This is a genomic window from Candidatus Zixiibacteriota bacterium, from assembly GCA_035574315.1.
Classification (GTDB): Bacteria; Desulfobacterota; Binatia; order UBA9968; family UBA9968; genus DATLYW01.
Genome location: DATLYW010000033.1, coordinates 70945 through 94311, shown reverse-complemented (window position 1 = coordinate 94311; position 23367 = coordinate 70945). Strand labels below are relative to the sequence as shown.

At 66.2% G+C, this 23367-nt stretch carries 21 protein-coding genes and 1 pseudogene; 14 read left to right on the top strand and 8 right to left on the bottom strand.

Translation table 11 applies throughout. From position 1 onward, the window contains the following. Nucleotides 1-66: 66 nt before the first annotated feature. A complete protein-coding gene (locus VNN77_11635; GenBank protein ID HXG52042.1) occupies nt 67-903 on the bottom strand; it encodes a DUF3108 domain-containing protein in 837 nt (278 codons plus the stop codon). A gap of 255 nt (nt 904-1158) precedes the next feature. Between VNN77_11635 and VNN77_11630 the strand changes: the two genes are divergently transcribed. The 9 genes from VNN77_11630 (at nt 1159) to VNN77_11590 (ending at nt 10293) form a co-directional block, all read left to right on the top strand. Next, nucleotides 1159-2271, top strand: a complete 1113-nt coding sequence (locus VNN77_11630; protein ID HXG52041.1) for a hypothetical protein — start codon at nt 1159-1161, stop codon at nt 2269-2271. Between the two features lie 120 nt (nt 2272-2391). Next, the gene (locus VNN77_11625) at nt 2392-2778 is read left to right on the top strand and encodes a response regulator (protein ID HXG52040.1); all 387 of its coding nucleotides are present in this window, start codon (nt 2392-2394) and stop codon (nt 2776-2778) included. Nucleotides 2779-2799: 21 nt separating this feature from the next. Further along, on the top strand, nt 2800-3510 hold the full coding sequence (locus tag VNN77_11620) for a class I SAM-dependent methyltransferase (GenBank protein HXG52039.1): 711 nt from the start codon (nt 2800-2802) through the stop codon (nt 3508-3510). Between the two features lie 23 nt (nt 3511-3533). Continuing rightward, a complete protein-coding gene (locus VNN77_11615) occupies nt 3534-5531 on the top strand; it encodes an ATP-dependent helicase (protein ID HXG52038.1) in 1998 nt (665 codons plus the stop codon). 7 nt (nt 5532-5538) lie between these two features. Further along, nucleotides 5539-7053, top strand: coding sequence for a fused MFS/spermidine synthase (locus tag VNN77_11610; protein HXG52037.1), 1515 nt, complete (start codon nt 5539-5541; stop codon nt 7051-7053). Continuing rightward, nucleotides 7016-7669 carry a M12 family metallo-peptidase gene (locus VNN77_11605; GenBank protein HXG52036.1) on the top strand — a complete coding sequence of 218 codons (654 nt, stop codon included), beginning with the start codon at nt 7016-7018 and terminating at the stop codon, nt 7667-7669. Before VNN77_11610 ends, VNN77_11605 begins: the two co-directional genes overlap by 38 nt. Before the next feature lie 42 nt (nt 7670-7711). Next, a complete protein-coding gene (locus tag VNN77_11600; protein HXG52035.1) occupies nt 7712-8470 on the top strand; it encodes an RNA methyltransferase in 759 nt (252 codons plus the stop codon). A 9-nt stretch (nt 8471-8479) separates the two neighbouring features. Next, nucleotides 8480-9118: a cysteine hydrolase gene (locus tag VNN77_11595; GenBank protein HXG52034.1), complete on the top strand. Its 639-nt coding sequence runs from the start codon at nt 8480-8482 to the stop codon at nt 9116-9118. Nucleotides 9119-9156: 38 nt separating this feature from the next. Continuing rightward, nucleotides 9157-10293, top strand: a complete 1137-nt coding sequence (locus tag VNN77_11590) for a hypothetical protein (protein ID HXG52033.1) — start codon at nt 9157-9159, stop codon at nt 10291-10293. Between the two features lie 84 nt (nt 10294-10377). On the opposite strand, the gene VNN77_11585 is transcribed toward VNN77_11590, so the two are convergent. Together VNN77_11585 and VNN77_11580 are read right to left on the bottom strand one after the other, a co-directional pair. Then, on the bottom strand, nt 10378-11286 hold the full coding sequence (locus VNN77_11585) for a DNA-formamidopyrimidine glycosylase family protein (GenBank protein ID HXG52032.1): 909 nt from the start codon (nt 11284-11286) through the stop codon (nt 10378-10380). Between the two features lie 44 nt (nt 11287-11330). After that, nucleotides 11331-12767: a pyruvate carboxylase subunit B gene (locus VNN77_11580; protein HXG52031.1), complete on the bottom strand. Its 1437-nt coding sequence runs from the start codon at nt 12765-12767 to the stop codon at nt 11331-11333. A 143-nt stretch (nt 12768-12910) separates the two neighbouring features. Here VNN77_11580 and VNN77_11575 point away from each other — a divergent pair, with 143 nt between their 5' ends. Next, on the top strand, nt 12911-14119 hold the full coding sequence (locus tag VNN77_11575; GenBank protein ID HXG52030.1) for an MFS transporter: 1209 nt from the start codon (nt 12911-12913) through the stop codon (nt 14117-14119). Nucleotides 14120-14324: 205 nt separating this feature from the next. Here VNN77_11575 and VNN77_11570 read toward each other — a convergent pair whose 3' ends face one another. Together VNN77_11570 and VNN77_11565 are read right to left on the bottom strand one after the other, a co-directional pair. Further along, nucleotides 14325-14639 (bottom strand): AzlD domain-containing protein, encoded by a 315-nt coding sequence (locus tag VNN77_11570; GenBank protein ID HXG52029.1) that lies wholly within the window; start codon nt 14637-14639, stop codon nt 14325-14327. Next, nucleotides 14615-15343, bottom strand: a complete 729-nt coding sequence (locus VNN77_11565; GenBank protein HXG52028.1) for an AzlC family ABC transporter permease — start codon at nt 15341-15343, stop codon at nt 14615-14617. The genes VNN77_11570 and VNN77_11565 overlap by 25 nt, the downstream gene beginning before the upstream one ends. Before the next feature lie 143 nt (nt 15344-15486). Here VNN77_11565 and VNN77_11560 point away from each other — a divergent pair, with 143 nt between their 5' ends. Then, a complete protein-coding gene (locus VNN77_11560) occupies nt 15487-16611 on the top strand; it encodes a mandelate racemase/muconate lactonizing enzyme family protein (GenBank protein ID HXG52027.1) in 1125 nt (374 codons plus the stop codon). Nucleotides 16612-16652: 41 nt separating this feature from the next. Here VNN77_11560 and VNN77_11555 read toward each other — a convergent pair whose 3' ends face one another. Continuing rightward, nucleotides 16653-17705 carry a tripartite tricarboxylate transporter substrate-binding protein gene (locus tag VNN77_11555; GenBank protein HXG52026.1) on the bottom strand — a complete coding sequence of 351 codons (1053 nt, stop codon included), beginning with the start codon at nt 17703-17705 and terminating at the stop codon, nt 16653-16655. A 206-nt stretch (nt 17706-17911) separates the two neighbouring features. Here VNN77_11555 and selA point away from each other — a divergent pair, with 206 nt between their 5' ends. The 3 genes and pseudogenes from selA to selD all read left to right on the top strand — a co-directional run bounded on the left by selA (nt 17912) and on the right by selD (nt 22477). Next, nucleotides 17912-19309, top strand: coding sequence for an L-seryl-tRNA(Sec) selenium transferase (gene selA, locus VNN77_11550; protein ID HXG52025.1), 1398 nt, complete (start codon nt 17912-17914; stop codon nt 19307-19309). 163 nt (nt 19310-19472) lie between these two features. Further along, nucleotides 19473-21404: a selenocysteine-specific translation elongation factor gene (gene selB, locus VNN77_11545; protein ID HXG52024.1), complete on the top strand. Its 1932-nt coding sequence runs from the start codon at nt 19473-19475 to the stop codon at nt 21402-21404. An 89-nt stretch (nt 21405-21493) separates the two neighbouring features. Next, nucleotides 21494-22477: pseudogene (gene selD / locus VNN77_11540) on the top strand (selenide, water dikinase SelD). A 33-nt stretch (nt 22478-22510) separates the two neighbouring features. Here the strand turns inward: selD and VNN77_11535 are convergent. Together VNN77_11535 and VNN77_11530 are read right to left on the bottom strand one after the other, a co-directional pair. Continuing rightward, a complete protein-coding gene (locus tag VNN77_11535; protein ID HXG52023.1) occupies nt 22511-22909 on the bottom strand; it encodes a VOC family protein in 399 nt (132 codons plus the stop codon). A gap of 88 nt (nt 22910-22997) precedes the next feature. Continuing rightward, nucleotides 22998-23333 (bottom strand): carboxymuconolactone decarboxylase family protein, encoded by a 336-nt coding sequence (locus tag VNN77_11530; GenBank protein ID HXG52022.1) that lies wholly within the window; start codon nt 23331-23333, stop codon nt 22998-23000. Nucleotides 23334-23367: the final 34 nt, after the last annotated feature.

Below are 23367 nucleotides of genomic sequence, written 5' to 3'. Positions count from 1 at the left end.
GGGCTTTGTTTACCTGGCGGGGCACCGGCAGGGAAAAACGGCGCAGGGACTCCTGGAATCGGCAACCTAGCCCGGGCGTCCCGCCGCAGCCGTGGCGGTGGGCCGAAGGCCGGTCTCGCCTTCCGCAAGCTCCATCTCCACGCTGCCGACGAAAATCCTGCTCGTAAGCTTCACCGGAATCCGCCTCTCGTCCGCGGAGATCCAGATGGTGGCTTCGTTAAGCCTGCCGGCGTAGCCTTTCTTGGTCAGATTGGTGACCTTGGGCACGATCCTGAACGCTTCCACCGCTCGATTACCCACCGCAACCGGCTCCCTTCGCTCGACCGTGAGCTCGAGAAGGTAACGATAGCGGCCGCCGAACACGTGGAACAGCAGTCGGTCGCCGACTTTGAAATCCACGCTTCGCGCCAGGTAAACGGCGCTGATCGGATCCAGCGTGTTGGGCCCGTCGAACTCGTAGATGCGCGGCTTCTTGCCCTTCTGGCGGCGGTCGACCGACCATTTCTTAGCCACTGGATCGTAGCGCGCATCGGTGTCGATCACCCGCTGGTTTTCGCGCTGGTTGAAGACGTAACGAGACGGCGCCAGCGACCTCGCGTCGAAAACCGAGCTGATCGTGTCGCGCATTTTCCAGACCAGATCCAGGACCCTCGATGTCCGGGCATCGACCCGGACCGCGAAGAAAGGCTTGCCTTCGATCGAGAGTCTCCTCGTCTGGACCTCGGCGCTTCCGACCGGGATCCCGTTCCAGCTGGCGTGATAAACGGCTTTCTCCCCGTTTTGAAACGGGAAATAGCGCGGCGCGTACAGCGGCACCTGCACCGCCGCCGAGGTCTCGCCGGCGGCGAGCGCGGAGGGGAGGAATAAGCCGATCAAGAGGCAGAACGCCGTGACCCTCGCCATGAAAGCTTCTTCGAAAATACCAGAATCGCAAGGCCGCCGCTATCGCGACCCGGACCGCCGCTGCGGGGGGCAACGCGGCCGTTGCCGGCGCCGTCCGCTTCGGCTAACCTCCGTCTCATGTCGAAGGGAAGCGCCCTGCGAAAAGAGCGCCTTTTCTTTCGGATTTGCCTCCTGTTCTCGATCTCGATTGCGGCAGGCGGGCGAGCGAGCGCTTCCTCTCTCGCACTGCCGGCGCCGGAAGCGATCAGGGAATGCTTGCAGCTTCCGGGCGCCGCCGAGTGCCTGGATCTTCTCTATCGCGACGCGCTGAGGCGGCAGTCGACGGCGGACGCGCTGGGCGACCTCCGCCGGCTCGAAGCCGGGGACGCCGACCTGCGCCGCGACTGCCATCCGGTCGCGCACGCGATCGGACGCGAGACCTTCCTCCTGAAAGGCAATATTCACGACTCTTTCGCCGCCTGCGATCAGACCTGCCATTCGGGCTGCTATCACGGCGCGGTGGAAAGGTTCCTGCGGGGTGACGGGCTCTACGAGCAGGCGGGCAGACATCCTTCCCAGGCCGAGCTCAGGGAAAAAGCGGCTTCGGCGTGCGATCCGCAGGCGCCGCTGCGCCTGCGCTTTCAATGCCTTCACGGCCTCGGCCACGCGCTGCTCTTCTTTGCCCGCTATCGGCTCAACGCGGCGCTGGAGATTTGCGACGGGCTGCCGGACGACTGGAGCCGCGACTCCTGTTACGGCGGCGTCTTCATGGAAAACGTATCCGCCGCGGCCCCGGAGAAACGCGATCTCAGCGCGACCGATTATCACTATCCGTGCAACGCGATCGACGCGAAATACCGCCCGCAATGCTACCTGATGCAGACCTCGCGGATGATCGAGATGGGTGTCACGGGAGCGCGGCTGTTCGCCGAATGCGGGCGGGCGGGCGAGTTCCGGATTCAATGCGTCATGTCGATCGGCCGCGACGTTTCGAACGACGTCCGCCTCGGGCGGATCAAGCCCGCCGCGGAAAAATGCGAGCTTGCTTCCGAAGACCAGCGGCTGGCTTGCATGCGCGGCGTCGTCTACGCCCTCGTCGATCACTCCTGGGACGGCCGTTACGCGTTTCCTTTTTGCTCGGCCTTCGACCGCGGTGAAGACCGCGCCGCCTGCCTTCGCGAAGCCGCCGGCTATCTGAAAACCGTCTTCGAGAAATCCGCCCGAGAGATCCGCGAGGAATGCGCCGCCCACCTGAACCAGCCGCGGCTCTGTCCGGAAATCGGCCGAAGCGAGTTTCCGGTTCCGGTTCAAGGTTCGAAGCACCCGGGACCGCGAACCGTCGACCGGCGGGAGCATTCTACCGGCACCTTTCGGCGTCGGACGATTTGAACCGATTGAACCGCTTGAACGGCTTGAACGACCGCCGAAGGCGGTCTTCGGTTGCGCCCCTTGCGAGCCGCGCCGGTTAATGCGAGAGTACTGGACAATCCGGGTGTTTTGCCGGGCGATATGAGCCTTCCTTCCCTGTTGCTGGTCGACGACGAGGTCGGCGTTCGCGAATCGCTGAAGATGGTTTTCGGCAAGGCCTTCCGCCTGCTGGAAGCCGACTCCGTCGACCGCGCGATTCCTCAGGTGGAGAGCGAGAGACCGGAGGTCGTGCTGCTCGACGTGCTCATGCCGAAGGCCGACGGCCTCGAAGTGCTCCGGCAGATCAAGCGCATCCATCCGACCTGCGAGGTCATCGTGCTCACCGGTCTCAACTCCCGCCAGCTGGCGGGGAAGGCCATGGAGTGCGGCGCGTTCGACTTCGTCGGAAAACCCTTCGACGTGGTCGAGCTGCGCCGCAAGGTCGGAGAAGCGCTCGACAAGGCGGCGCACAACCGCTCCCGGCCGTAGCCGTTTGCCGCGCGGGCCGCAATGACAGGGGTTTTCCGCAGCCGGGTCTTCTTCCGCCGCTCGTTTTTCGCGCTCTTTCTCGTCGCCGCCCTTTCGGGCGCCTGCGGGAGGCTCAAGCAGTGGGCCTACGAGGGGCTGAGCCGCGATGAATGGCAGCAGCCCGATCGGGTCGTCGAGTCGCTGGCGCTCCGCCCCGGCGACAGGGTGGTCGACCTCGGCGCCGGCGGAGGTTACTTCACGTTTCGCCTCGCTCGCGCGGTCGGCCCGGCCGGCAAGCTCTACGCGGTCGACATCGATCCCGACATGATCGAGCTCGTCGCGGAGCAGGCGCAGCGCGAGGGGTTCGCCAACGTCCAGACGGTGCTGGCGGCCTCCGACGATCCACGGCTCCCGGACCGCGAGATCGACCTGGTTTTCGCCGCCAACACTTACCACCATATCGGGAACCGGGTCGCCTACTTTCGCAACCTGCGAAAGTACCTCGCGCCCGGCGGGCGCGTTGCGATCGTCGAGTTCGACGAGCGCTCCTGGTTCTCCGGCGTGGGAGGGCATCACACGCCCGCGGCCCTCATCCTCGACGAGATGAACCGGGCCGGCTACGAGCTGCGCGGGCGGTTCGATTTCCTCGACCGTCAGTCGTTTCAAATCTTCGCTCCGCGCGGCGACGCGGCCTCCCCGCACAAGGGGCCCGGCGGTCCTCCGTCCCTTGCTCCACCGGGCGAAAATAGGTAACGTACTCCCCGACGGGAGACCTCTTGTCCAAGACGTACGTCCTCAAAAGCACGAACCACAGCGCCCGGCGTCCGTCCGGCGTCGACTACCGCAAGGAGCTGAACGACGCGCAGTACCAGGCGGCCACGCTGGTGGAAGGACCGCTCCTGATCGTCGCCGGCGCAGGCACGGGCAAGACCCGGACGCTGGTCTACCGCGTCGCCCACCTGGTCGACGTCGGCGTCGACCCGCGCTCGATCCTGCTCTTGACCTTCACGCGGCGCGCCGCCGAGGAGATGCTTCGCCGCGCCAGCCTGCTGGTCGACAAGCGCTGCAGCGAGGTCGCCGGCGGTACGTTCCACTCCTTCGCCAACGTCGTGCTGCGCCAGCTCGGGCGACACGTCCAGCTGCCGCCGTCGTTCACGATCATGGATCGGTCGGACACCGAGGACGCGCTCCAGCTGCTGCGCACGGAAATGGGCTTGCACCAGAAGGAGCGCCGTTTTCCGCGCAAGCAGACCGTCGCCGAGATCTTCAGCACGGCGGTCAACAAGCAGACCTCGGTGCCGGACCTGGTCGAGCGCGACTACCCGCACCTGCTCGAGTCGCTCGACGATCTCGTGCGACTGCAGGAGCGCTACCGGGCCTACAAGGAGGCCAAGGCGCTGGTCGACTACGACGACCTGCTGATCAAGCTGCGCGACCTGCTGCGCCAGCGCGAGGATATCTGCTGCCGGCTCTCCGAGCGCTACCGCTTCCTCATGGTCGACGAGTACCAGGACACCAATCCGCTGCAAGCCGAGATCATCCGGCTGCTCGCGGCCACGCACGACAACGTCGCCGTGGTGGGCGACGATGCGCAGAGCATCTACTCGTTCCGCGGCGCGGACTTCCGCAACATCATGGACTTCCCCAAGGCTTTTCCGGGAACCCGCATCATCAAGCTGGAGGAGAACTACCGCAGCACGCAGCCGATTCTCGACCTCACGAACGAGATCATCCGGCGAGCCCGCGAGCGCTACGAGAAGCGGCTCTACACGCGCAAGCGGCACGGCGCCGTTCCGCTCCTGGTCCAGGCGGAAAGCGAGCAGATGCAGTCGCGCTTCGTCTGCCAGAAGATCCTGGAGCTGCGCGAGGAAGGGGTGCCGCTCTGGGACATTGCGGTGCTGTTCCGCTCGAGCTTCCACTCGTTCGACCTGGAGCTGGAGCTGGCGCGCCACAACATACCGTTCATCAAGCGCGGCGGCTTCCAGTTCATGGAGACCACCCACATCAAGGACCTGCTGGCGCACCTGCGCGTGCTGGCCAACCCGCGCGACTCCATCTCCTGGAACCGGGTCCTGCTGTTGCTCGAAGGCGTCGGCCCCCAGATGAGCCAGAAGATCGGCGAGAGGCTGATCGAGGAGCCGCAGCCGTTCGAGGCGCTGCGCTCCTTTCCCGCCAAGGACCGGGTCGCGCACGGCCTCAAGACCCTCGCCCAGGTGCTGCAGGCCGCGGCCTCGGCGGAGCGCCCGGCCGAGCAGACGCAATACCTCATGCAATACTACGCCCCGCTTCTCAAACGCACGCATCCGGACGACTACCCGAAGCGCCTGCGGGACCTCGAGCATTTCCAGGGCATCACGGAACGGTACCGGAGCCTGGAGCGACTGCTCTCGGACATGGCGCTGGAGCCGCCGACCGACAGCGTCGCCGGAACGCTGGCGGTGGACCCCGACGAAGGACCGCTGGTCCTGTCGACGATCCATTCCGCGAAGGGTCTGGAATGGCACTCGGTCTTCATCATCTGGGCACTGGAGGGGCGCTTCCCGTCCTTTTACAACATGAACAGCGAGGAGGAGCTGGAGGAAGAGCGGCGCCTGCTCTACGTCGCCGCCACCCGGGCCAAGGAAAACCTTTTCATCAGCTACCCGATCAAGATCTTCGACCGCGGCTTGAGGATGGTGCTGTCGCGTCCTTCCCAGTTCATCGAGGGAATTTCCGAGGATTTGCTCGAGCCCGTGACGGTGGTGGACGAGGAACGCAGCTGGGGGTGGGAGTAGACGAACCATGGTACACTTGCTGCTCAATGTCGTCGTCTTCGTGAGCGGCGGCGTCCTGATGGGACTGGAGATCGTCGGCAGCCGGGTGCTCGCCCCCTATTTCGGCAGCTCGATCTTCGTCTGGGGAAGCCTGATCTCGGTGGTGATGGCGGCGCTCAGCCTGGGGTACTACTGGGGCGGGTGGCTTTCGGCCCGCGAGCCGTCGTACGGCAAGCTGCTCGTGCTGCTCCTGATTCCCGGCGTTCTCATCTTTTTCCTGCCGTTCGTCTATCCCACGGTGAACGAGTGGATCGCCGGGATCGATTTCGGGACCCGGCTCAATCCGCTGATCGCCTGCAGCATCTATTTTCTGCTTCCAGGCGTGTTCCTGGGAACGATCTCGCCCTACGTCATCCGCCTCGCCGCCACCCGCCTGGCGACCGTCGGAAGCACCGCCGGAACCCTTTACGCGGTCTCGACCTGCGGCAGCATCTTCGGCACGCTGCTCACGGCTTTTTACCTCATCCCCGTGATGGGCGTGAGCAACATCATCCACTCGCTCGGGCTCACGCTGATCGCACTGTCCTTCGTGGTCGTGCCGCTGGTGCGGCTGCGGAGCCCGGCGCTCGGCCGCGCGGTCGCGGCGCTCTCCGTGATCGGGTCGGTGCTGGCTTCCTGGCCTTTACCGACATGGGCTCGCGTGCGCACGATCCTGGAAAAGGACACCTTTTATCATCGCATCCGCGTGGAGGAGGACGACGAGGCGCGCTACCTGTACTTCGACCGCACGTTGCAGAGCGCGATGAACCTCAACGACCCCACGGCGCTGAGGCTGACGTACTCCCGTTACACCTCGCTCGCCTTCGTCTTCCGGCCCGACGCCAGGAAGATGCTGCTGATCGGCCTCGGCGGCGGCTCGATCCCGAAAAAGGTCCAGAAGGAGTTTCCGGACCTGGAGATCGACGCGGTCGAGATCGACCCCGAGGTGATCCGGATCGCCAGGAGCCACTTCAACGTGCGCGAAGGAAAGAACCTGCGCATTCACGCGCAGGACGGCCGCCTGTTTCTCGCGCGGACGCAGAATCTGTACGACATCATCCTGATCGACGCCTACTACAGCGACGCGATGCCGTTTCACCTGGCGACCCGCGAATTCTTCGAGCTCGCGCAGAAAAAGCTGACGCCGAACGGAATCGTGGTCACCAACCTCATCAGCGCCGTCACCGGTCCGTCGGGCAGGATCGCGCGCGCCTTCGTCAAGACCCAGCGGCGCGTCTTCCCCCAGACCTACATCTTCGCCGCGCGGCGGCCCGACAACGTGAGTATCGAGACGGTTCAGAACGTGATCGTGGTCGCCACCAAGGACAAGCGCCGGCTCGACATCAGAGAGATTCTCCGCCGGGCGTCCGCGCTCGATCGCGGCCTTTTTCCGGACCGCATCAGCGACATCGGCGTGGCCTACTACGACGGCGCCCTGCCGGACCATGACGTTCCGGTGCTCACCGATGACTACGCGCCGACGGACAATCTGCTGCATCCTTAGCGCAGCCCTTCTTTCCTCCTGCGCCGCCGTCGGCCCCGAGCCGCGCCATCGCGTCGTCCGCGTCAAAGCGCTCGCGAGCCCCGGCCTGAGAGAGCGCAACCCGCGATGGCCGGAAGAGGTCCGCGGCCTCGTCGAGGCCGCTTCCGACTACTACGAGCGCGAATTCGGCATCCGGCTGATCACCGAAAGCGCCGCGGCGTGGCCGGGGGAACCCGTTGCTTCGACTCTGGAGCTCCTGTCCCGGCTGAAACGGGAGTTTTCTCCGAGGAAGTCCGCCGGCCGGTACGACATCGTGATCGCCTTCACCGCGGAAGCTGGCAGCCGCTACTTCAGATCGGGACGGCCACGCGTCGACCGGATCGGCAACTGCCGCGAGGGGCTCGGCCGGTACGTCGTCGCGCCCGTGACGGAACCCTTCCGCTACACCGGAATCCGGGACGAACCGAAATACGACGTCGCCGTTCTGATCCACGAGCTGGGCCATGTCTTCGGCGCCGAGCACGTCGACGACCCGAGCTCCGTCATGCACGAGCGCTTCGAATACCGCTCCGAGTTTGATATGAAGAACCGGAACGTGATCCTGAAAAACCGCGAGTGCCCCTTCGCCGACGAATAGCGGGCCGGTCCCGGCTCCCGGCGAAACGGCGCCCTGCTCCCCATGCTGTCGAACGTCCGCGTCGTCCTGGTTCACCCGCGAGGCTCCGGCAACGTCGGCTCGGTGGCGCGCGCGATGAAGAATACGGGCCTTACCGACCTCGCGATCGTCGGCAAAGCGCGCACCGGGACCTTCTGGGCCCGGGCCATGGCGGTGCACGCGCGAGACATCCTCGCGCGGGCGCGCGCCTATCCGACCCTGCGGGACGCGGTGGCCGACTGCTCGCTGGTGGTCGGGACCACCTGCCGTTCCGGCCTCTACCGCAGGCACAGCCGCACGGCGCGAGAGCTCGCGCCCGAGATCGCCGCCGCGGCGCGCGCGGGCAAGGTGGCGCTCGTGTTCGGCCCCGAAGACCATGGGCTCACGAACCGGGACCTCGAACCGTGCCAGCTCCTCTTGACGATCCCCGCGCATCCGGACTATGCATCGTTCAACGTCGCCCAGGCGGCGGCCATCTGCCTTTACGAGATCTACGTCGCCTTCCTGGGATCGCCGCCGGAGCCGGAGATCGACCGCGCTCCGGCGGAAAGCGTCGAGCGGCTCTTCGACCGGATGCGCTCGTCGCTCCTCAAGATCGGCTTTCTGGACTCCGAGAACCCGGAGCACATCCTGCTCGCCCTGCGGCGGATTCTCGGGCGGGCCGGCCTCGAGGACAAGGACGTGCGGATCCTTACCGGGCTGTTTCGCCAGATCGAGTGGTACGCGGGGCGGGGCTGGAAGGTCGTTGAGGAAAAGCAAAAGCGCGGGATCAAGATCCGCTGAGGAGCCTGCATGAACGTCAACCGTTTCGAGCGTGAAAAGACCGCCATCCTGTTTTTCGACATCTTGAACGGCTACTATCACCACGCCGGCGACGCCGCCAGGGCGCGCATGAAGCCGTGGATCGACAACGCCGTGCGCCTGATGAAGGCCGGGCGGCAGGCTTCCATCCCGATCTTTTTCGCCAGGGGCAATCACCGTCCCGACGGCGCGACCTCGGCCCTCCTGCTGACGGACACCGACAACGCCCTGCGGCCGTGGCCCGGCGGCGAGGTGAGCAAGCCCTCGATGCGCGTCTACGCGGGGAGCGAGAGCTCGGAGGTCATCCCCGAGCTGGAGCCTCAACCCGACGATTATTACATCCCGAAGTACCGGTGGAGCGCCTTTCACCAGACCTATCTGGACCTCGCGCTGCGCGCGCGCGGCATCGATACCGTGGTGATCTCCGGCGGCTCCACGGAGGTGGGCGTCGCCGCCACGGTTTACTCGGGGCGCGACCTGGACTACTACATGATCGTCGTAAGCGACGCCTGCGGAACGTCCCACGATCAGCGCGCGCACGATTTCCTGATGGAGCTCGTCTTTCCCCGGATGGCGCGCGTCCGCACGACCGACCAGGTCGTCGCGATGATCGAGAAAAGCCGGGCCTGAACCCCGCCGGCAGGCGGCAGACAACGGAGGTCGAACCCATGGCATCGAACGGCAATCCCCCTGTCGGCATCCGTCACAAGATCCGCCAGGTCGGGCGCATGGATCTCCCCGGAGGCGGGTCGATCGTCGTCGAGAACGGCTACGCCTACGTCGGCCACATCGAGCCGCCGCTGGGAACTTCCATCATCGACGTCCGCGACCCCAAGAACCCCCGGCTCGTCGCGCAGCTCGAGGTCCCCGAGGGCATCCACTCCCACAAGGTCCGGGTGAGCGGCGACGTGATGCTCGTCAACTACGAGCGCTACAAGACTCAGAAAGAGCCCCAGGGCGGGCTCAAGATCTTCGACATCTCCAACCGCGCCAGGCCGAGGGAGATCGCCTTCTTCGAGGCCGCGGCCAAAGGCGTGCACCGGTTCACTTTCGACGGCCGCTATGCCTACCTTTCCCCGCACATGGAGGGCTACGTCGGCAACATCGCGCTGATCTTGGACCTGAAGAACCCGGAAAGGCCGGAAGAGGTGGGCCGCTGGTGGATGCCCGGCCAGTGGACGGCCGGCGGCGAGACGCCGACCTGGCACGGCTGGGACCATCGCTGCCACCATCCGATCCGCCGCGGGGATCGGCTCTACATCAGCTACTGGCACGGCGGCTTCGCCATCGTCGACATCTCGGATATGTCCAGGCCGAGGACGCTGAGCATCTTCGACTGGAGCCCGCCGTATCCCTGCCCGACCCACACCACGCTCCCCCTGGCCGGCAGGATCATGGACCGCGACTTCATGATCGTCACCGACGAGGAGGTCGGCGAAAAGCTCATGCCCACGCCGAACGCGTTTCTCTGGGTCGTGGACATCACCGAGGAGACCCGGCCGATCCCCGTGGCCAACTACATGATTCCGTACGACGGCGAGTCGAAGCCGGGAAGCCGCTTCGGCGCCCACCAGCCGGCGGAGCAGGTTTACGACCACATCCACTACGTCACCTGGTTCGCGGGCGGGCTGCGAGCGCTCGATCTGTCCAACCCGTTCGCGCCCAGGGAGGTGGGCTACTACGTGCCGTTTCCCGGCCGGGGGCAAAAGGCGGTTCAGAGCAACGACGTGTTCCGCGCGCCCGACGGCCTCCTCTATCTCGTCGACCGCCTCGACGGTCTCGAGATCCTGGAGCCGGAGATCTAGCGCTCGAATCGCGGGAACGATTCGAGCGGTTCAAACCCGTCGAACGGCTACGGTTTGAACGGTTCGAACGGCTTGAGCGATCGTTTACGAACCCCGCGCCTTCTTGATCTCTTCGAGCTCTTCGAGGGTTTTCGGCCAGTCCGATCTGAGCAGCCGCGAGAGCGCGCGGTCCGCGAGCAGCTTCCCCTCGGTCTGGCAGGTCGCGCAGTAGTTCGTTTCGTTTTCCGCGTAGACGATCCGCTGCACGGGCGAGCCGCACACCGGGCAGGGCCGGCGGTATCTGCCGTGGACCGCCATCGCGGGATGAAAGGCGGTTACCTTTTCGGGAAAGCCTCCTGCCCGTTCGCGCCCCAGCCGCTCCGTCCACTCGCGCAGAGTCTCCTGCGCCGCGTGATGCAATCGCGCGATCTCCTCCCGTGTCATCCGCGCCGTGAGCCGCACCGGAGAGAGCCGCGCGCGGTGCAGGATCTCGTCGGAGTAGGCGTTGCCGATTCCGGAAAAGATCCGTGGATCCGTGAGCGCGCGCTTGAGGGTGTGGTTTTCCCGCGTGAGCGCGGCGGCGAACGCCTCGAGGTCCGCCTCCGGCACCTCGATCCCTCCCGGGTCGTGCTGCCGTAAAGCATCCTCGCCGCGCACGAGGTGGAGCGCAGCGCGCTTCTTGGCGCCCGCCTCCGTGAGCAGCAGCGTGCCGTTGGAAAAGTCGAACGCCGCCTGGCCGTACTTCCGGGGGATTGCGGCCTTCGGCGGCTTCCAGTGGAGCCGCCCGGCGACCATCAGATGAACGATCATGAAGAGCCCGCCTTCGAGCTCGAAGACGACGCGCTTCCCCAGCCGGCGAAGGGCGAGCAGTCGCTTCCCTTCGGCGGATTGAACAGGCGGATCGTACGACCTGAGGAGGAACGGGCTCGCGACGCGGACGCGCTGGAGCGTTCGGCCGAGCGCCCGCTCCGAGAGCGCCTCGATGTAAACCGCAACGTCCGGAAGCTCGGGCATCGGCCGAAGACCGGGTCGCCTCCCGCGGCGCTGGCGATCCTCCGTCAGGCGGACTGCCGCCCGAGCTGACCGCTTTCTCTCAGCGCGAGGAATTCTTTGGCCTGCATCGGGAAGAGCACGCCGAGCAGAATGTCCTCGTCGCTCTTGGCCAGCGGACCGAGATTCTCGACCGCCTTGTCCCAGTCAGCCGGATCGGCAAGCTCCCCCGCGCGCAGCGAGTAGTCGGGCTCCTTGTCCTTCATCACCTTGCGGATCAGCTCCCTGCTGACCGGCCCCGGCGGACGGCCGTATTTCCCCTTGACGTAGTCGGCGGTTTCTTTCGTGATGATCTTGTAGCGTTCGCCCGCGAGCACGTTCAGCACCGCCTGAACGCCGACGATCTGGCTCGTCGGCGTGAGCAGCGGCGGGTGGCCGAGATCCCGCTCGACGTTCGGCGTCTCCTTCAAGGCGGCCTCCATCAGGTCCATCCTCTTGGCCTCCTTGAGCTGCGCGACCATGTTGGAGATCATGCCGCCCGGGATCTTGTGGATGAAGACGTCGCCGCTGACGCCGGTGTAACCCGTCTCGTATTTCTCGTACTTCTCCTTGATCTGCCGGGTGATCCGGGCGGGTTCTTCCAAAAGCTTGAGGTCGATGCCCGGGTCGAACGGCGTCCCGCTGAGCGAGGCGATCATCGATTCGGTGGCGGGATGCGACGAGCCGAAGGAGAGCGGCGACAGCACGGTGTCGATCATGTCCACGCCGGCGAGGATCGCCATCCAGTGGCACATGCTCGAGGTGCCGCCCATGTCGTGACAGTGGAGCAGCACGGGCAGCTTGTCCCCGGCCCGCTCCTTGATGCCGCGGACGATCCGGTAGCTGTCGAACGGGGTCAGGATCCCGGTGGCGTCCTTGAGCGAAAGCCAGTCCGCGCCGATGTCGATCAGCTGCTCCGCGTACTCCATCCATTTCTCCAGCGTGTGCACGGGGCTCACCGTGTAGTTCACCTCCACGTGCGCCTCGCCGCCGAGCTCCTTCACCGCGCGCGTCGCCGACTCGATGTTGCGGAAGTCGTTGGTGGCCTCGAAGATGCGGAACACGTGGATCCCGTTGGCGATCGCCCGCTCGACGAATTTCCACACGATCCGGTCGGTGTATGGCCGGTAGGCGAGGATGTGCTGGCCGCGCAGCAGCATCTGCAGCCTGGTTTTCGGCATCACCGCCTTGATCCGTCTCAGCCGCTCCCACGGGTCTTCCTTGAGATAGCGCATGCAGACGTCGAAGGTCGCTCCTCCCCAGACCTCCACGGCGTAGAAGCCGCAGCCGTCGAGCGCGGCGCAGAGCGGAAGCAGGTCGTCGGTGGTGACGCGCGTGGCGAGCTTGCACTGCTGGCCGTCCCGCGGCGTGAGGTCGGTGATCTTCACCCGCCGGCTCCCCGGCGGCTCCTTCAGCAGGCTTCCAAGATCCTCGGCCAGGCGTTCCAGGATCGCGTCGGCGCTCATGAGCGGACTCCCTTCCAGGCAAGTTCCCTGCCTCGTTATAGGCCATTTTGCCCGCCGCATCAAAGCGTCGCGCCGCGCGGGGCGAACCTGCAACGAGGCGGGCGTCTTGCTTTTCCGCTTCGCATCCTTTAGAAGTTCGGCATTTGCCGCCGGCTCCCGCCCGTAGCTCTTCCGACGACAGCCACTGGCGTGCGGCACTGACCGCCGCCCTCTCCAATCTCATGCCCTCGATGGCGGTGGCGACGCTCGGCATCTCGCTGCCGGAGGTGAGGCGGGCGTTCTCGCTCACCGAGGTCGAGGCCGGGAGCCTGTTCGCCGTGATGATGCTCGTGGCGGCGGTGACCAGCGCCGCGGCCGGCCGCCTCGCCGACAGGATCGGCAGGAAAACGGTGCTCGTGAGCGGTTTGACTCTCCTGGCGCTCGGGTTCGGCGGCGCGGGCGCGAGCGGCGGGCGCCCCGAGTTTTTCCTCTCCCTCGCCGCCACCGGGATCGGCTACGGCTTCACCCCGCCCTCGCTCTACGCGATCATGTCCGATCTGCTGCCGCGGCGGCGCGGCCTTGCCGCAAGCCTCGTTTCCGTGGCGTACGGCGTCGGCGGCGCGCTCGGGGCCGTGCTTTCGAGCCGGCTGATCGCCGCCCGCGACTGGCGTGCCGCCTTCGCCGCCGTCGCGGGGATCGCCGCAGCGGACATGCTGCTGCAGCTGAGCACCGTCCGCGATCGACGCCGCTCCACGGCGGCGGCGCGCAAGGTCCCGTTCCGGGACGCCGCCGCGGCGCCCGTCCTGCTTCTCGCCTTCGCCGAATTCGTCGGCGGATCGGTGTTCTGGAGCTCGGCTGCCTGGACTCCGACGCTGCTGCGCGAGGCGAAATCGCTTACGCTGGAGGAAACCGGCTGGGTCATGGGGCTGCTGAGCGTTGCGAACATGCTCGGCTCCTTCGCCCTGGGCGCGCTATCGGACCGCTTCGGGCGCAAGCCGGTCATCGTCCTGAGCGCGCTCCCCGCCGCGGCCGCCGCGTTCGTCGTTTTCTACTGGCTCCAGTCGGCGCCCGCAATTGCGGCGGGGATCTTCATCTTCGGCACGCTCAAGGCGTCGGTGCCCGCTCTCGTGGTGGCGCTCGCCCAGGAAACCGCGCCCCCCGGCGCCGCCGGCACCGCCAGCGGGATCATCATGGCCTTGCACTACGCCGCGGGCGTGCTGGCCCCTTTGGCCGCCGCCCGCCTGATCGCCGCGGCCGGAGACATCGTCGTCGCGATGGTCCTTGCAGCCTCGATCCCGTTGCTGCTGTACGGCGCCCTGATCGGGGCCGTTCGGGAGCCCGCGCTCGACGGGGGAGTCACAGGCGACCGATGAGCAGTTGGCGCCGCTTCGGGCTCCGCCTGGCGGCGTTCAGCGCCTAATGTCCGTCGCTCCATCAAGCGGGCTTCCTGGTTCCCGGTTTCTGTCCGTGCCGGTCTCCCCTGCCTGGTCCGCGATCGTCCGACATTGAACTTGAACCGCCGCGAAGCGGCGGAGCGATCGAACGGCTTGAACGGTTTGAACGGGAGCGAAGCGACTCTCAGCCCAGCCATCCGAGAACCGCCGCCAGCGCCGTTCCCGCCATCATTCCCGCCACCGGGCTTTGCGTGCGGTGCGCGACAAGAGCCGCCGCGGCCAGCGCCGCCACGCGCCGCGGCGCGGCGTTACTCTCGAACCGTCCGCCGGTCATGAAGAGCGTCATTGCGACGATGCTGCAGATGAGGGCGTAGGAAAGGCAGCGAAGCCAGCGGTCCCAGCCCTCGGGAAACCTCCGCCCGACCAGGAGAACCTGCGGCACGACGCGGAGCGCGTAGGCCATGAGGCCCATGATCAGGATGACGCCCGTGCGATCCATCGCTCCAGACTCCATCCCGCCGTGGCGACCGCTGCGGCCGACAGGAGCCATCCCCAGTCCGCGCTCGCCGCTCCCGCGGGCACGGCGAGCACCAGACTCGCAAGGCAGATCTGCCGGGCCGTGCGGTCGCGCGCCTCGACCGCCAGCAAGCCCGTAAAGTAGCCCGGCAGGATGAATTTGAGCGCCTCCTCGAAACCCGGCGGCACGCTCAGCGCAAAGCCGTACCCCGCCGCCGTGCCGGCCACCCAGACGAGAAAGCTGCTTGCCCCAACCCCGAGAAAAAAGCATAGGTTGCGCTGTCCCGCGCCGGGCGGCGATGGCGCCGCCGAGGCCTCTTTCTGGAACTGCAGGTAAGGAACGATGAAGCTGCTCGCGCTGACGAAATGCGAGGCGAGAAGCAGCTTCAGGCGGGGCGTGCCGCCGAAATAAGGAGCGAGGCCGGCGCTCATCGGCAGGAAGCGCAGGTTCATGAGAAAGCCGGTGATCAGGACCTGCAGCGCCGGCCTTCCCTCGCTGAGCGGCCCCAGAACCGCGAACTGCGCCGGACCGGAGTAAACCCACGCCGACATGAACACCACCTCGGCGAGCGGGAGGCGGTGGGTCTGCGCGGCGATTCCCCAGGCGATCGAAGACGGAACGAACGCGATCCAGATCGGGACCGCGGCCCTCATTCCCTGGCCAAACCGGCGACCGGAAAAGAGCATCGGCCTTCCTTAGCGAACGCTGGACGAAAGTTCAAACGAAATCCCCGCAAGCGTCAACGGGCAGAAGAGCTCCGTTTCGCGTAGAGCGCTCGCTTGACGCCCGGCCGGCGGTTGCCATATGAAGCGTGGCGGAGGGAACGGACTTGAAGATCACCGGTCTCGAGATCCTGCAATTGCGCAATATCCCGGTCACCCCGCCGCTGTTCGAGCAACCGCTCCGTGTCGCCGCGCGCCTGCTCCGAATCAAGACCGACGAGGGCATCACCGGCACCAGCCAGATCGGCGGCTTCATGCATTCCGCGACCATGGCGTTTCTCCGCGACGATCTGGCGCCTTTCCTCGAGGGCCGGGACCCGCTGGAGACGGAGCGGCTGATGCACGAGATGCTGTGGAAATTCAACAGCCGCGCTCACGGCGGCGTCTGGAGCTTCGCGGCAAGCGCCGTCGACGTCGCGCTGTGGGACATCAAGGGAAAGTTCTACAAGACGCCGGTGTGGCGCCTGCTCGGAGGCGCGCAAAAGTCGCTCCCGGCTTACGTCACCTTCGGTCTCCGCGCTTACGACCCCGACGCGCTCATCGAAGCGGCGCGATACTGGGTCGCGGCGGGGCAGACGCGGCTCAAGATCCAGGTCGGGCGGCTCGACGCCCGCGGACGGACGGATCCGAGCGGCGCCGGATCGTCGCATCGCGAGGAGAGCCCCGCGGAAGACGAACGAAGGGTCCGCGCCGTTCGGGAAGCCGTGGGGGAGAAAGTCGAGCTGATGGTCGACGCGAACTGCCTGATGAAGTACGACACGGCGCTCAGATGGTGCAAGCGGCTCGAGCCGTACGACTTGATGTGGTTCGAAGAGCCGATCGTGAGGAACGATCGGGCTTTACTGGCGGAGCTGCGCCGGCGAACCCGCATCCCGATCGCCGCCGGTCAATGGGACGGCTTCTACACGCTCTGCGATCTCGTCAGAGCCGGAGCCGTGGACTTCTTGAACATCCATGTCCTTTCGGTCGGCGGCTTCACGATGGGGATGAAGGCGGCGGGCGTGGCGCAGGCGTTCAGCCTTCCGGTCGGGAACGGGGATCAGTTCGACCTGCATCTGCACGCCGCCGTGCCCAACGGGTGGCGCGCGGAGTTCCACGTGAGCAACTGGCTCCTGTGGAAGACGCTTTACAAAGAAGTCCCGGAGCCGGTTCAGGGCTGGGTGACCTTGAGCGAACGGCCGGGACTGGGCCTGGAGCTCAACGACGACGCCGTCCGCGAATACGGCGGATGACCGCTTCTGCGCGGCCCGATTTTTCCCGGAAGCGTACCGGATTATTTGCCGAGGATCTTTCTCGCCCGCTCCAGGACTTCGGGAGGCGCGTCGAAGATGTCCCGGACCAGCTGCTCCAGTTCCTCCCCCGAGGTCGGTTCGACGTCCAGTCGCGCTTTCTTCGCCTCGGCGCGAAGCTCGGGGTCGTTCAGCACTTTTTGATATGCCTCCCTCAGGATCCTGATCCTGTCCGCGGGCGTGCCCGGCGTCACCATCATCGGCCGGCCGAAATCGCCCGCCGCCAGCACGATCTGCGCCGCCCGGCGGCTCGCCGTCGAGACCTTGTGCTGATCGAAAATCTCTTGAAGCGTCGGCACGTCGGCCGCGCGGGAATCCCGCGTGCGCGCCGTCTGGATGAGATGCCGGTCGAACCCCTTCTTGTGCCAGGAATCGAACGGCTCGCGCCCGAAATGAGCCGAGGTGCTGTGGGCCCGGCAGACCACCTCCCCCTTCTCCACTGCCAGATCGATCTCGCTTCCTCCCGGGTAGCCCTGCACGGTGTTGAACCTCGCCCCGACGGATTCCTCCAGGACCTTGGAGAGGATGTAGTCGCTGCTCGCGGTCCCGGTCGACCCGCATTTGGGCGGCTCCTTGGCCTTGATGATGTCCGCGATCGTCTTGTACGGCGCGTCGGCCCGCATGTAGAAGATCACCGATTCCACCGCAGGCGAGCCGATCCAGTGGAACTTGCGCAGGTCGAACTGCACCTCTTTGCGCCCGACCAGCTGGTCGACGTAGAGGCTGTTCAGGGGCATCACCGCGGTCAACCCGTCGGGGCGGGCGACGTTGAAGACATGGTTGGCGGCGATCACCGAGCCGGCCCCGGGCATGTTCTGAGCGATCACCTCGGGCTGGCCGGGAATGTACCTGCCCAGGTGTCGAGCCAAGAGACGGCCCCAGCGGTCGTAGAACCCTCCCGACGTCGATCCGATCACGATGCGAAGCGTCTTTCCTCTGTAAAACGGCTCCGTCTGCCCTGCGGCTCGGGGGTTGTGGGTAAGAAAAGCGCCGAGGAAGCAGAGGATCCACGCAACTCTTACGGCCGCCTTGTTCATGACCGTCTCCTTTGGGTTTCGGCCCGCGGCTCGGCCGGACGTCGAGCCGCCGGTCTTCTGCGAAAGACGATTCTTGTCTTCACACGCTGATTCCGGCCGGGACAAGCTGCCCCCTATCAGACTGCCGTTGCGGCTGTCAATCGCGAGCCGCGCGCGGATCGATCGGATTGAAATCGGCCGCGCCTTGTGCGAACCTGAATTTTCCCATGGCGAAGCAGGCAGGAACCCTTCTGCGCGACTTGCCGTCGATCGATCGCCTCGTCAGCCATCCGAAGTGCCAGGCGCTGCTGCGCCGCTACAACCGCGACTACCTGATCCGGACGTGCCGCCGAGTGCTCGACGAAATCCGGGGCGAGCTCCGGCAAGGCGGCAGCCTTCCGCCCGGCGCCTTGAGCGAGCCCGCCGTCCTCGAGCGCGTCGAGCGGGAAGTCGAGATCGAAAGCCGCCCCGGCTTGGCCCGGGTGGTCAACGCCACCGGAACGATCCTGCATACCAATCTCGGGCGCGCCCTCCTGTGCGACGCGGCCATCGATGCCGTCGTCTCGGTCGCAGGCCGGCCCGTCAACCTGGAATACGATCTCGCCGAGGGCCGGCGCGGGCGGCGCGAGCAGATCGTCGAGAAGCTCCTGGTGCAGCTGACCGGCGCCGAGGCCGCGACCGTGGTCAACAACAACGCCGCGGCGGTGCTCCTGGGGCTGAACACGCTCGCCGACGGCAGAGAGGTGATCGTCTCCCGCGGCGAGCTGATAGAGATCGGCGGCTCCTTTCGGATCCCCGAGATCATGGCGAAGAGCGGCGCGGTCCTGAGGGAAGTCGGCAGCACCAACCGCACCCACCCCGAGGACTACGAGAAGGCGATCGGGGAAAAGACCGCGCTGTTGCTGAAAGTCCATACGAGCAACTACCGGATCGTCGGCTTTTCCTCGGAGGTGACGCTCCCCGAGCTCGTCGCGATCGGCCGCAGGCACAATCTTCCCGTGATGGAGGATCTCGGCAGCGGCGCGCTGTTCGATCTCGGCCGCTACGGTCTGCCGAAAGAGCCGGTGGTCGCCGACAGCCTCGCGGCCGGCGCCGATCTGGTCACGTTCAGCGGCGACAAGATCCTCGGCGGACCTCAGGCGGGCTTGATGGTCGGAAAGAAGGACCTGATCGCCCGGATCAACAAGAACCATTTGCAGCGAGCGCTCCGCTGCGGGAAGCTCACCCTGGCCGCTCTCGAGGCGACGCTCCGCCGCTACGTCCAATCGCCGGAGATCGTCCGGGAGATCCCGACGCTCCGGGCCTTTGTCCGGCCTGTGGAGGAAATTCGCGCGGTGGCCGAGCAGGCCCTGCCGCGACTGCAGGCGGCGCTCGGGGCGGAATACCGCTTCACGCTGCGCGACTCGACCTCCCAGATCGGCAGCGGGGCCCTGCCGACCGAGGAGCTCCCGACCGTGGTGATCGCCATCGAGCATCCGAGCGAGAGCGCGGAGCGGATCGCGCGTCGGTTTCGCGCCGCGGATCCGCCGATCATCGGAAGGATCAAGGATGGCTGTTTTCTGCTCGATCCGAGAGCGATCCTCGAACCCTCGGATCTGGTCCCGAACTTCCCCGGCGGCGCCTGATTCCTTCGTCTTGCCGCGCCGGCCGGGGACCGCGGACCGGCGACCGGCATGGGCGTTCGATCGGCGTCTCCCGGCGCCGGGCGGCCGGAGCGGAGCAAGCGGTTGAACCGCTTGAACGGTTTGAACTGGAGCGAAGCGACTTTTATCTTTTGAACCGCCGAACATGCCCTACATTATCGGCACCGCGGGACACATCGATCACGGCAAAACCAGCCTCATCAAGGCGTTGACGGGCCAGGATACCGATCGGCTCAAGGAAGAAAAAGAGCGCGGCATCTCGATCGATCTGGGGTTCGCCCACCTGACGCTGCCCGACGGCACCGAAGCAGGCGTCGTCGACGTGCCAGGCCACGAGCGCTTCATCCGCAACATGCTGGCCGGCGCTCACGGAATGGACCTGGTGCTCTTCACCGTCGCCGCCGACGACGGCGTGATGCCGCAAACCGAGGAGCACCTGGACATCGTCCACCTTCTCGGCGTCAAGATGGCGATCTTCGTCATCACCAAGGCCGATCTCGTGCCGCCGGCGCGCATCGCCGAGGTCGAGGAAGAGATCGGCATCCTGACGCTTGGCACCGCGCTCGAGGGAGCGCCCGTCGTCGCCGTCTCGACGGTTACCGGGCAGGGGCTCGAGGAATTGAAAACCAGGATTGCCGAGACGCTCAGATCGTGCGATCGGCCGGCGCCGCGCGGCTATTTCCGGCTTCCCGTCGATCGTGCCTTCATCCTCCAGGGCCACGGCGTGATCGTCACCGGGACCGCCCTGAGCGGCGAGATCGGGACCGGGGACCGCGTGCGCTGCCTGCCGGGCGATCAGATCTTTCGCGTCCGCAGCCTTCAGGTCCACGGCCGGCCGGTCGAAAAAGCGGGCTGGGGCCAGCGTGTCGCGCTCAACCTCACCGGCCCGGACCGCGCCGAGGTCGAGCGGGGCCACGTGATCTGCCACGAGAGCATCACCCGGACGTCGGAACGCTTCGACGCCTTTCTCGAGGTCCGGCCGGCGGCCGCCAAGGGCATCAAGAACCATCAGCGCATCCGCGTGCACCTCGGCACCGCGGAACGGCTCGGCAGGATCGTGCTGCTCGGCGGGGAGGAGCGCGTCGAGCCGAAGCAGTCGGCCTTCTGCCAGATCGTGCTCGCCGAGCCGCTGCTGGCGCTCCGCGGCGACCATTTCATCCTCCGCGACGAAACCGCACAGCGGACGCTCGCCGGAGGCACGGTGCTCCATCCCTGGGCCGAGCGGCACAAACGGGGCGAGACCGGACTCGAGGAGAGGCTGGACACGCTGCGTCGGGGCGACCAGGACGCGCTGACGCAGGCGTTGCTCGACGAAAGCAAGGAGTTCGCGCTCCCGGTCGAAGCGATCCAGCAGTTCCTCAACCTCACGGCCGAGGAGCTGGGAGACTCGATCCAGAAGACCGCGGGGCTGCGCTCGTTCAACGCCGAGGGCGAACGCGTCTATACGACGCAGGCGAAATGGGAGCGGCTGCGCCAGGCGCTGCTCGACGCGCTCGGCGCGTTCCATGCGAGCCACCCGCTCGTTCCGGGCATGGACATGGAGGAGCTTCGGGGCAAGCTGCTCTATCGGCTGTCGCCGAAGATTTTTCGCGCGGTCGTGGACACCCTGCTGGCCGAGAAAACGATCGCCAAGGAGGAAAACCTGCTGCGCCTGTCCACGCACCGCGTCCAGCTCGGCGGAGCCGAGAAAGCGCTGATGGAAAGGATCAAGAGGCTTCTCGCCGAGCAGCCCGGGACGCCGCCCGAGCTGAAGGAAATCGAGAAGCATCTCGGCGTCGGCCGGGCGAAGCTCGCCGAAGTGATGCGCCTGCTGGAGCGCGACGGCTCCGTGGTTCGGGTCGCCTCGGAGCTCTATTTCACCGGCGCTTACGTTGACAGGGTGCGGGACCTTCTATATAGGTTCCTATCGGACAAGGGCGAGATCACCGCCGCCGCTTTCCGCGACCTGCTGGGTTCCAGTCGCAAATACACGATCGCCCTGCTAGAGTATTTCGACCGGGTCGGTACGACGGTGCGGATCGGCGATATTCGGCGCTTGAAATCTCCGCCGTCGGGAAAGCCCGACGCGGTCCGTTGAAAGAGTTGGAGATCCCTATGCGATTGGGAAGATCCAGGACCGTGCGACTGACGCAAGAGGTCAAGGCCGCGGGTTGAGCCGCCAAGCTCGGCCCCGCCGACCTCGTGCAAGTTTTGCACAGCCTGCCCAAGTTCAATAACAGCGACATGCTGGTCGGAACGGAAACTTCCGACGACGCGGGGGTGTATCGCTTACGTCCCGACCTGGCCATCGTCAACACCGTCGACTTTTTCACGCCGATCGTGGACGACCCGTACGTCTTCGGCCAGATCGCCGCCACGAACGCGTTGAGCGACGTGTACGCCATGGGCGGCGACCCGAAGACCACGATGAACATCGTCTGCTTCCCGAAAGGCAAGCTGGACCTGTCGATTCTCGGGGAGATCCTCAAGGGCGGCGCGGACAAGGTCAAGGAGAGCGGGGCGGTGGTGGTCGGCGGCCACAGCGTCATCGACGACGAGATCAAGTACGGGATGGCGGTGACCGGCACCATCCATCCCGAGCGCATCTTCCGCAATGTCGGAGTCCAGGAAGGCGACGTGCTGATTCTCACCAAGAGCCTGGGCACCGGCATCATCACCACGGCTCTCAAGAAAGGCAAGGCGTCGAAGGAAAGCGTTGACGAGGCGGTAGAATCCATGACCACGCTCAATGCGACCGCCTCGGCGGTGATGCGGAAGTTTCAGGTGCACGCCTGCTCGGACGTGACCGGCTACGGCATTCTCGGCCATGCCCTGGAGATGGCGAGCGGCAGCGGCGTCACGCTCGTGATCGAGTCGGGGAAGCTGCCACTGATGCGTAGCGCCGCCCGGCTCGCGGAGAAGGGCTACATCACCGGCGGCTGCAAACGCAACCGCGAGTACCTCCAGGACAAGATCACCATCGACCGCTCGATCCGCGAGGGGCTGGTCCAGGTGGCGCTCGACCCGCAGACCTCCGGCGGACTGCTGATCGCCATCGCCAAGCGCCACGCCGCCCGGCTGATCGATGAGCTGCACGCCGCCGGCGTGAAGATCGCGACCGAGGTCGGCTACGCCACCTCGCTCCAGAAAGCCTGGGTGCGCCTGGTCTAGCCCCGGGGACAGGGCGCCGGGGAGCCCGAAGCGTTACGCGGGCGGGGCGTAGAGCTGCAGCAGATTGCCGTCCGGATCGAAGAAGTAGAAACCGCTTCCCGTCGGCCGGTCGACCGACGGAATGCGATGGACTTTCACGCCCCACTCCGCCATCTTTCGTTTCGCCAGCTCGAAGTCTTCGCGGTCGACGATGAAAGCGTGGTGCGTCGCCCCGTCCTCGGCGAGCGCGTCCCGGCGCACGGGCTTCGGGCGTTGAAAGAGAACCACCATGTCGTCACCGGACCGGAGATCGGCACGCTGGAGCCCGTCCCCCATGTCGTCGCGGTTGAGCTTCGCCACCCGCATCCCGAGAACTTCGGTGTAGAACTTGACGGCGTGCGCGACGTCGTTCACCGGAATGCCGATATGATGGACGCCCCTGGTCTTGATCATCGCGGTCCTCCTCGGCGGGCCCGCAAAAGCCGGCGCGAGCACGTCCCGCCAGCCGCACGAGCGCGCTGCGTTCCGGGCGAAGCTGCAACTACCCTCGCCGCCGCGACCTGACCGGCCTTTTCCCGAGCTCGTCTTCCACCCACGTCTTTGCCGCCATCATCGAGGGAAATCCCAGCGTGGTGACGCCGAGCAGGACAACGTGCGAGAGTTCGGCCCGCGTTGCGCCCGCCTCCAGAGCCCGCCGCGTGTGCGAATGGACGGCCCCTTCCATGCCCGCGCCGATCGCCATCGCGAGCTTGATCAGCTCGGTGCTTTTCCTGTCGAGAGGTCCTGCTCTGGACGACAGGGCGCCCAGCTGATCGTAGGCTTTCCAGATCTCCGGGTGCGCGCGCTTGAAGGTTTCGTAAGGCCGCGGAAGTTTCATGGTCAAAGGCTCCTCTCGTGATTTCTTGCGCTCT

Excerpts from the sequence above, each read along its gene's own strand:
- VNN77_11635 (HXG52042.1), bottom strand. The coding sequence starts at position 903 with ATGGCGAGGGTCACGGCGTTCTGCCTCTTGATCGGCTTATTCCTCCCC.
- VNN77_11625 (HXG52040.1), top strand. The coding sequence starts at position 2,392 with ATGAGCCTTCCTTCCCTGTTGCTGGTCGACGACGAGGTCGGCGTTCGC.
- VNN77_11620 (HXG52039.1), top strand. The coding sequence starts at position 2,800 with ATGACAGGGGTTTTCCGCAGCCGGGTCTTCTTCCGCCGCTCGTTTTTC.
- VNN77_11610 (HXG52037.1), top strand. The coding sequence starts at position 5,539 with ATGGTACACTTGCTGCTCAATGTCGTCGTCTTCGTGAGCGGCGGCGTC.
- VNN77_11605 (HXG52036.1), top strand. The coding sequence starts at position 7,016 with ATGACTACGCGCCGACGGACAATCTGCTGCATCCTTAGCGCAGCCCTT.
- VNN77_11600 (HXG52035.1), top strand. The coding sequence starts at position 7,712 with ATGCTGTCGAACGTCCGCGTCGTCCTGGTTCACCCGCGAGGCTCCGGC.
- VNN77_11595 (HXG52034.1), top strand. The coding sequence starts at position 8,480 with ATGAACGTCAACCGTTTCGAGCGTGAAAAGACCGCCATCCTGTTTTTC.
- VNN77_11590 (HXG52033.1), top strand. The coding sequence starts at position 9,157 with ATGGCATCGAACGGCAATCCCCCTGTCGGCATCCGTCACAAGATCCGC.
- VNN77_11585 (HXG52032.1), bottom strand. The coding sequence starts at position 11,286 with ATGCCCGAGCTTCCGGACGTTGCGGTTTACATCGAGGCGCTCTCGGAG.
- VNN77_11580 (HXG52031.1), bottom strand. The coding sequence starts at position 12,767 with ATGAGCGCCGACGCGATCCTGGAACGCCTGGCCGAGGATCTTGGAAGC.
- VNN77_11570 (HXG52029.1), bottom strand. The coding sequence starts at position 14,639 with ATGGATCGCACGGGCGTCATCCTGATCATGGGCCTCATGGCCTACGCG.
- VNN77_11565 (HXG52028.1), bottom strand. The coding sequence starts at position 15,343 with ATGCTCTTTTCCGGTCGCCGGTTTGGCCAGGGAATGAGGGCCGCGGTC.
- VNN77_11555 (HXG52026.1), bottom strand. The coding sequence starts at position 17,705 with ATGAACAAGGCGGCCGTAAGAGTTGCGTGGATCCTCTGCTTCCTCGGC.
- selA (HXG52025.1), top strand. The coding sequence starts at position 17,912 with ATGGCGAAGCAGGCAGGAACCCTTCTGCGCGACTTGCCGTCGATCGAT.
- selB (HXG52024.1), top strand. The coding sequence starts at position 19,473 with ATGCCCTACATTATCGGCACCGCGGGACACATCGATCACGGCAAAACC.
- VNN77_11535 (HXG52023.1), bottom strand. The coding sequence starts at position 22,909 with ATGATCAAGACCAGGGGCGTCCATCATATCGGCATTCCGGTGAACGAC.
- VNN77_11530 (HXG52022.1), bottom strand. The coding sequence starts at position 23,333 with ATGAAACTTCCGCGGCCTTACGAAACCTTCAAGCGCGCGCACCCGGAG.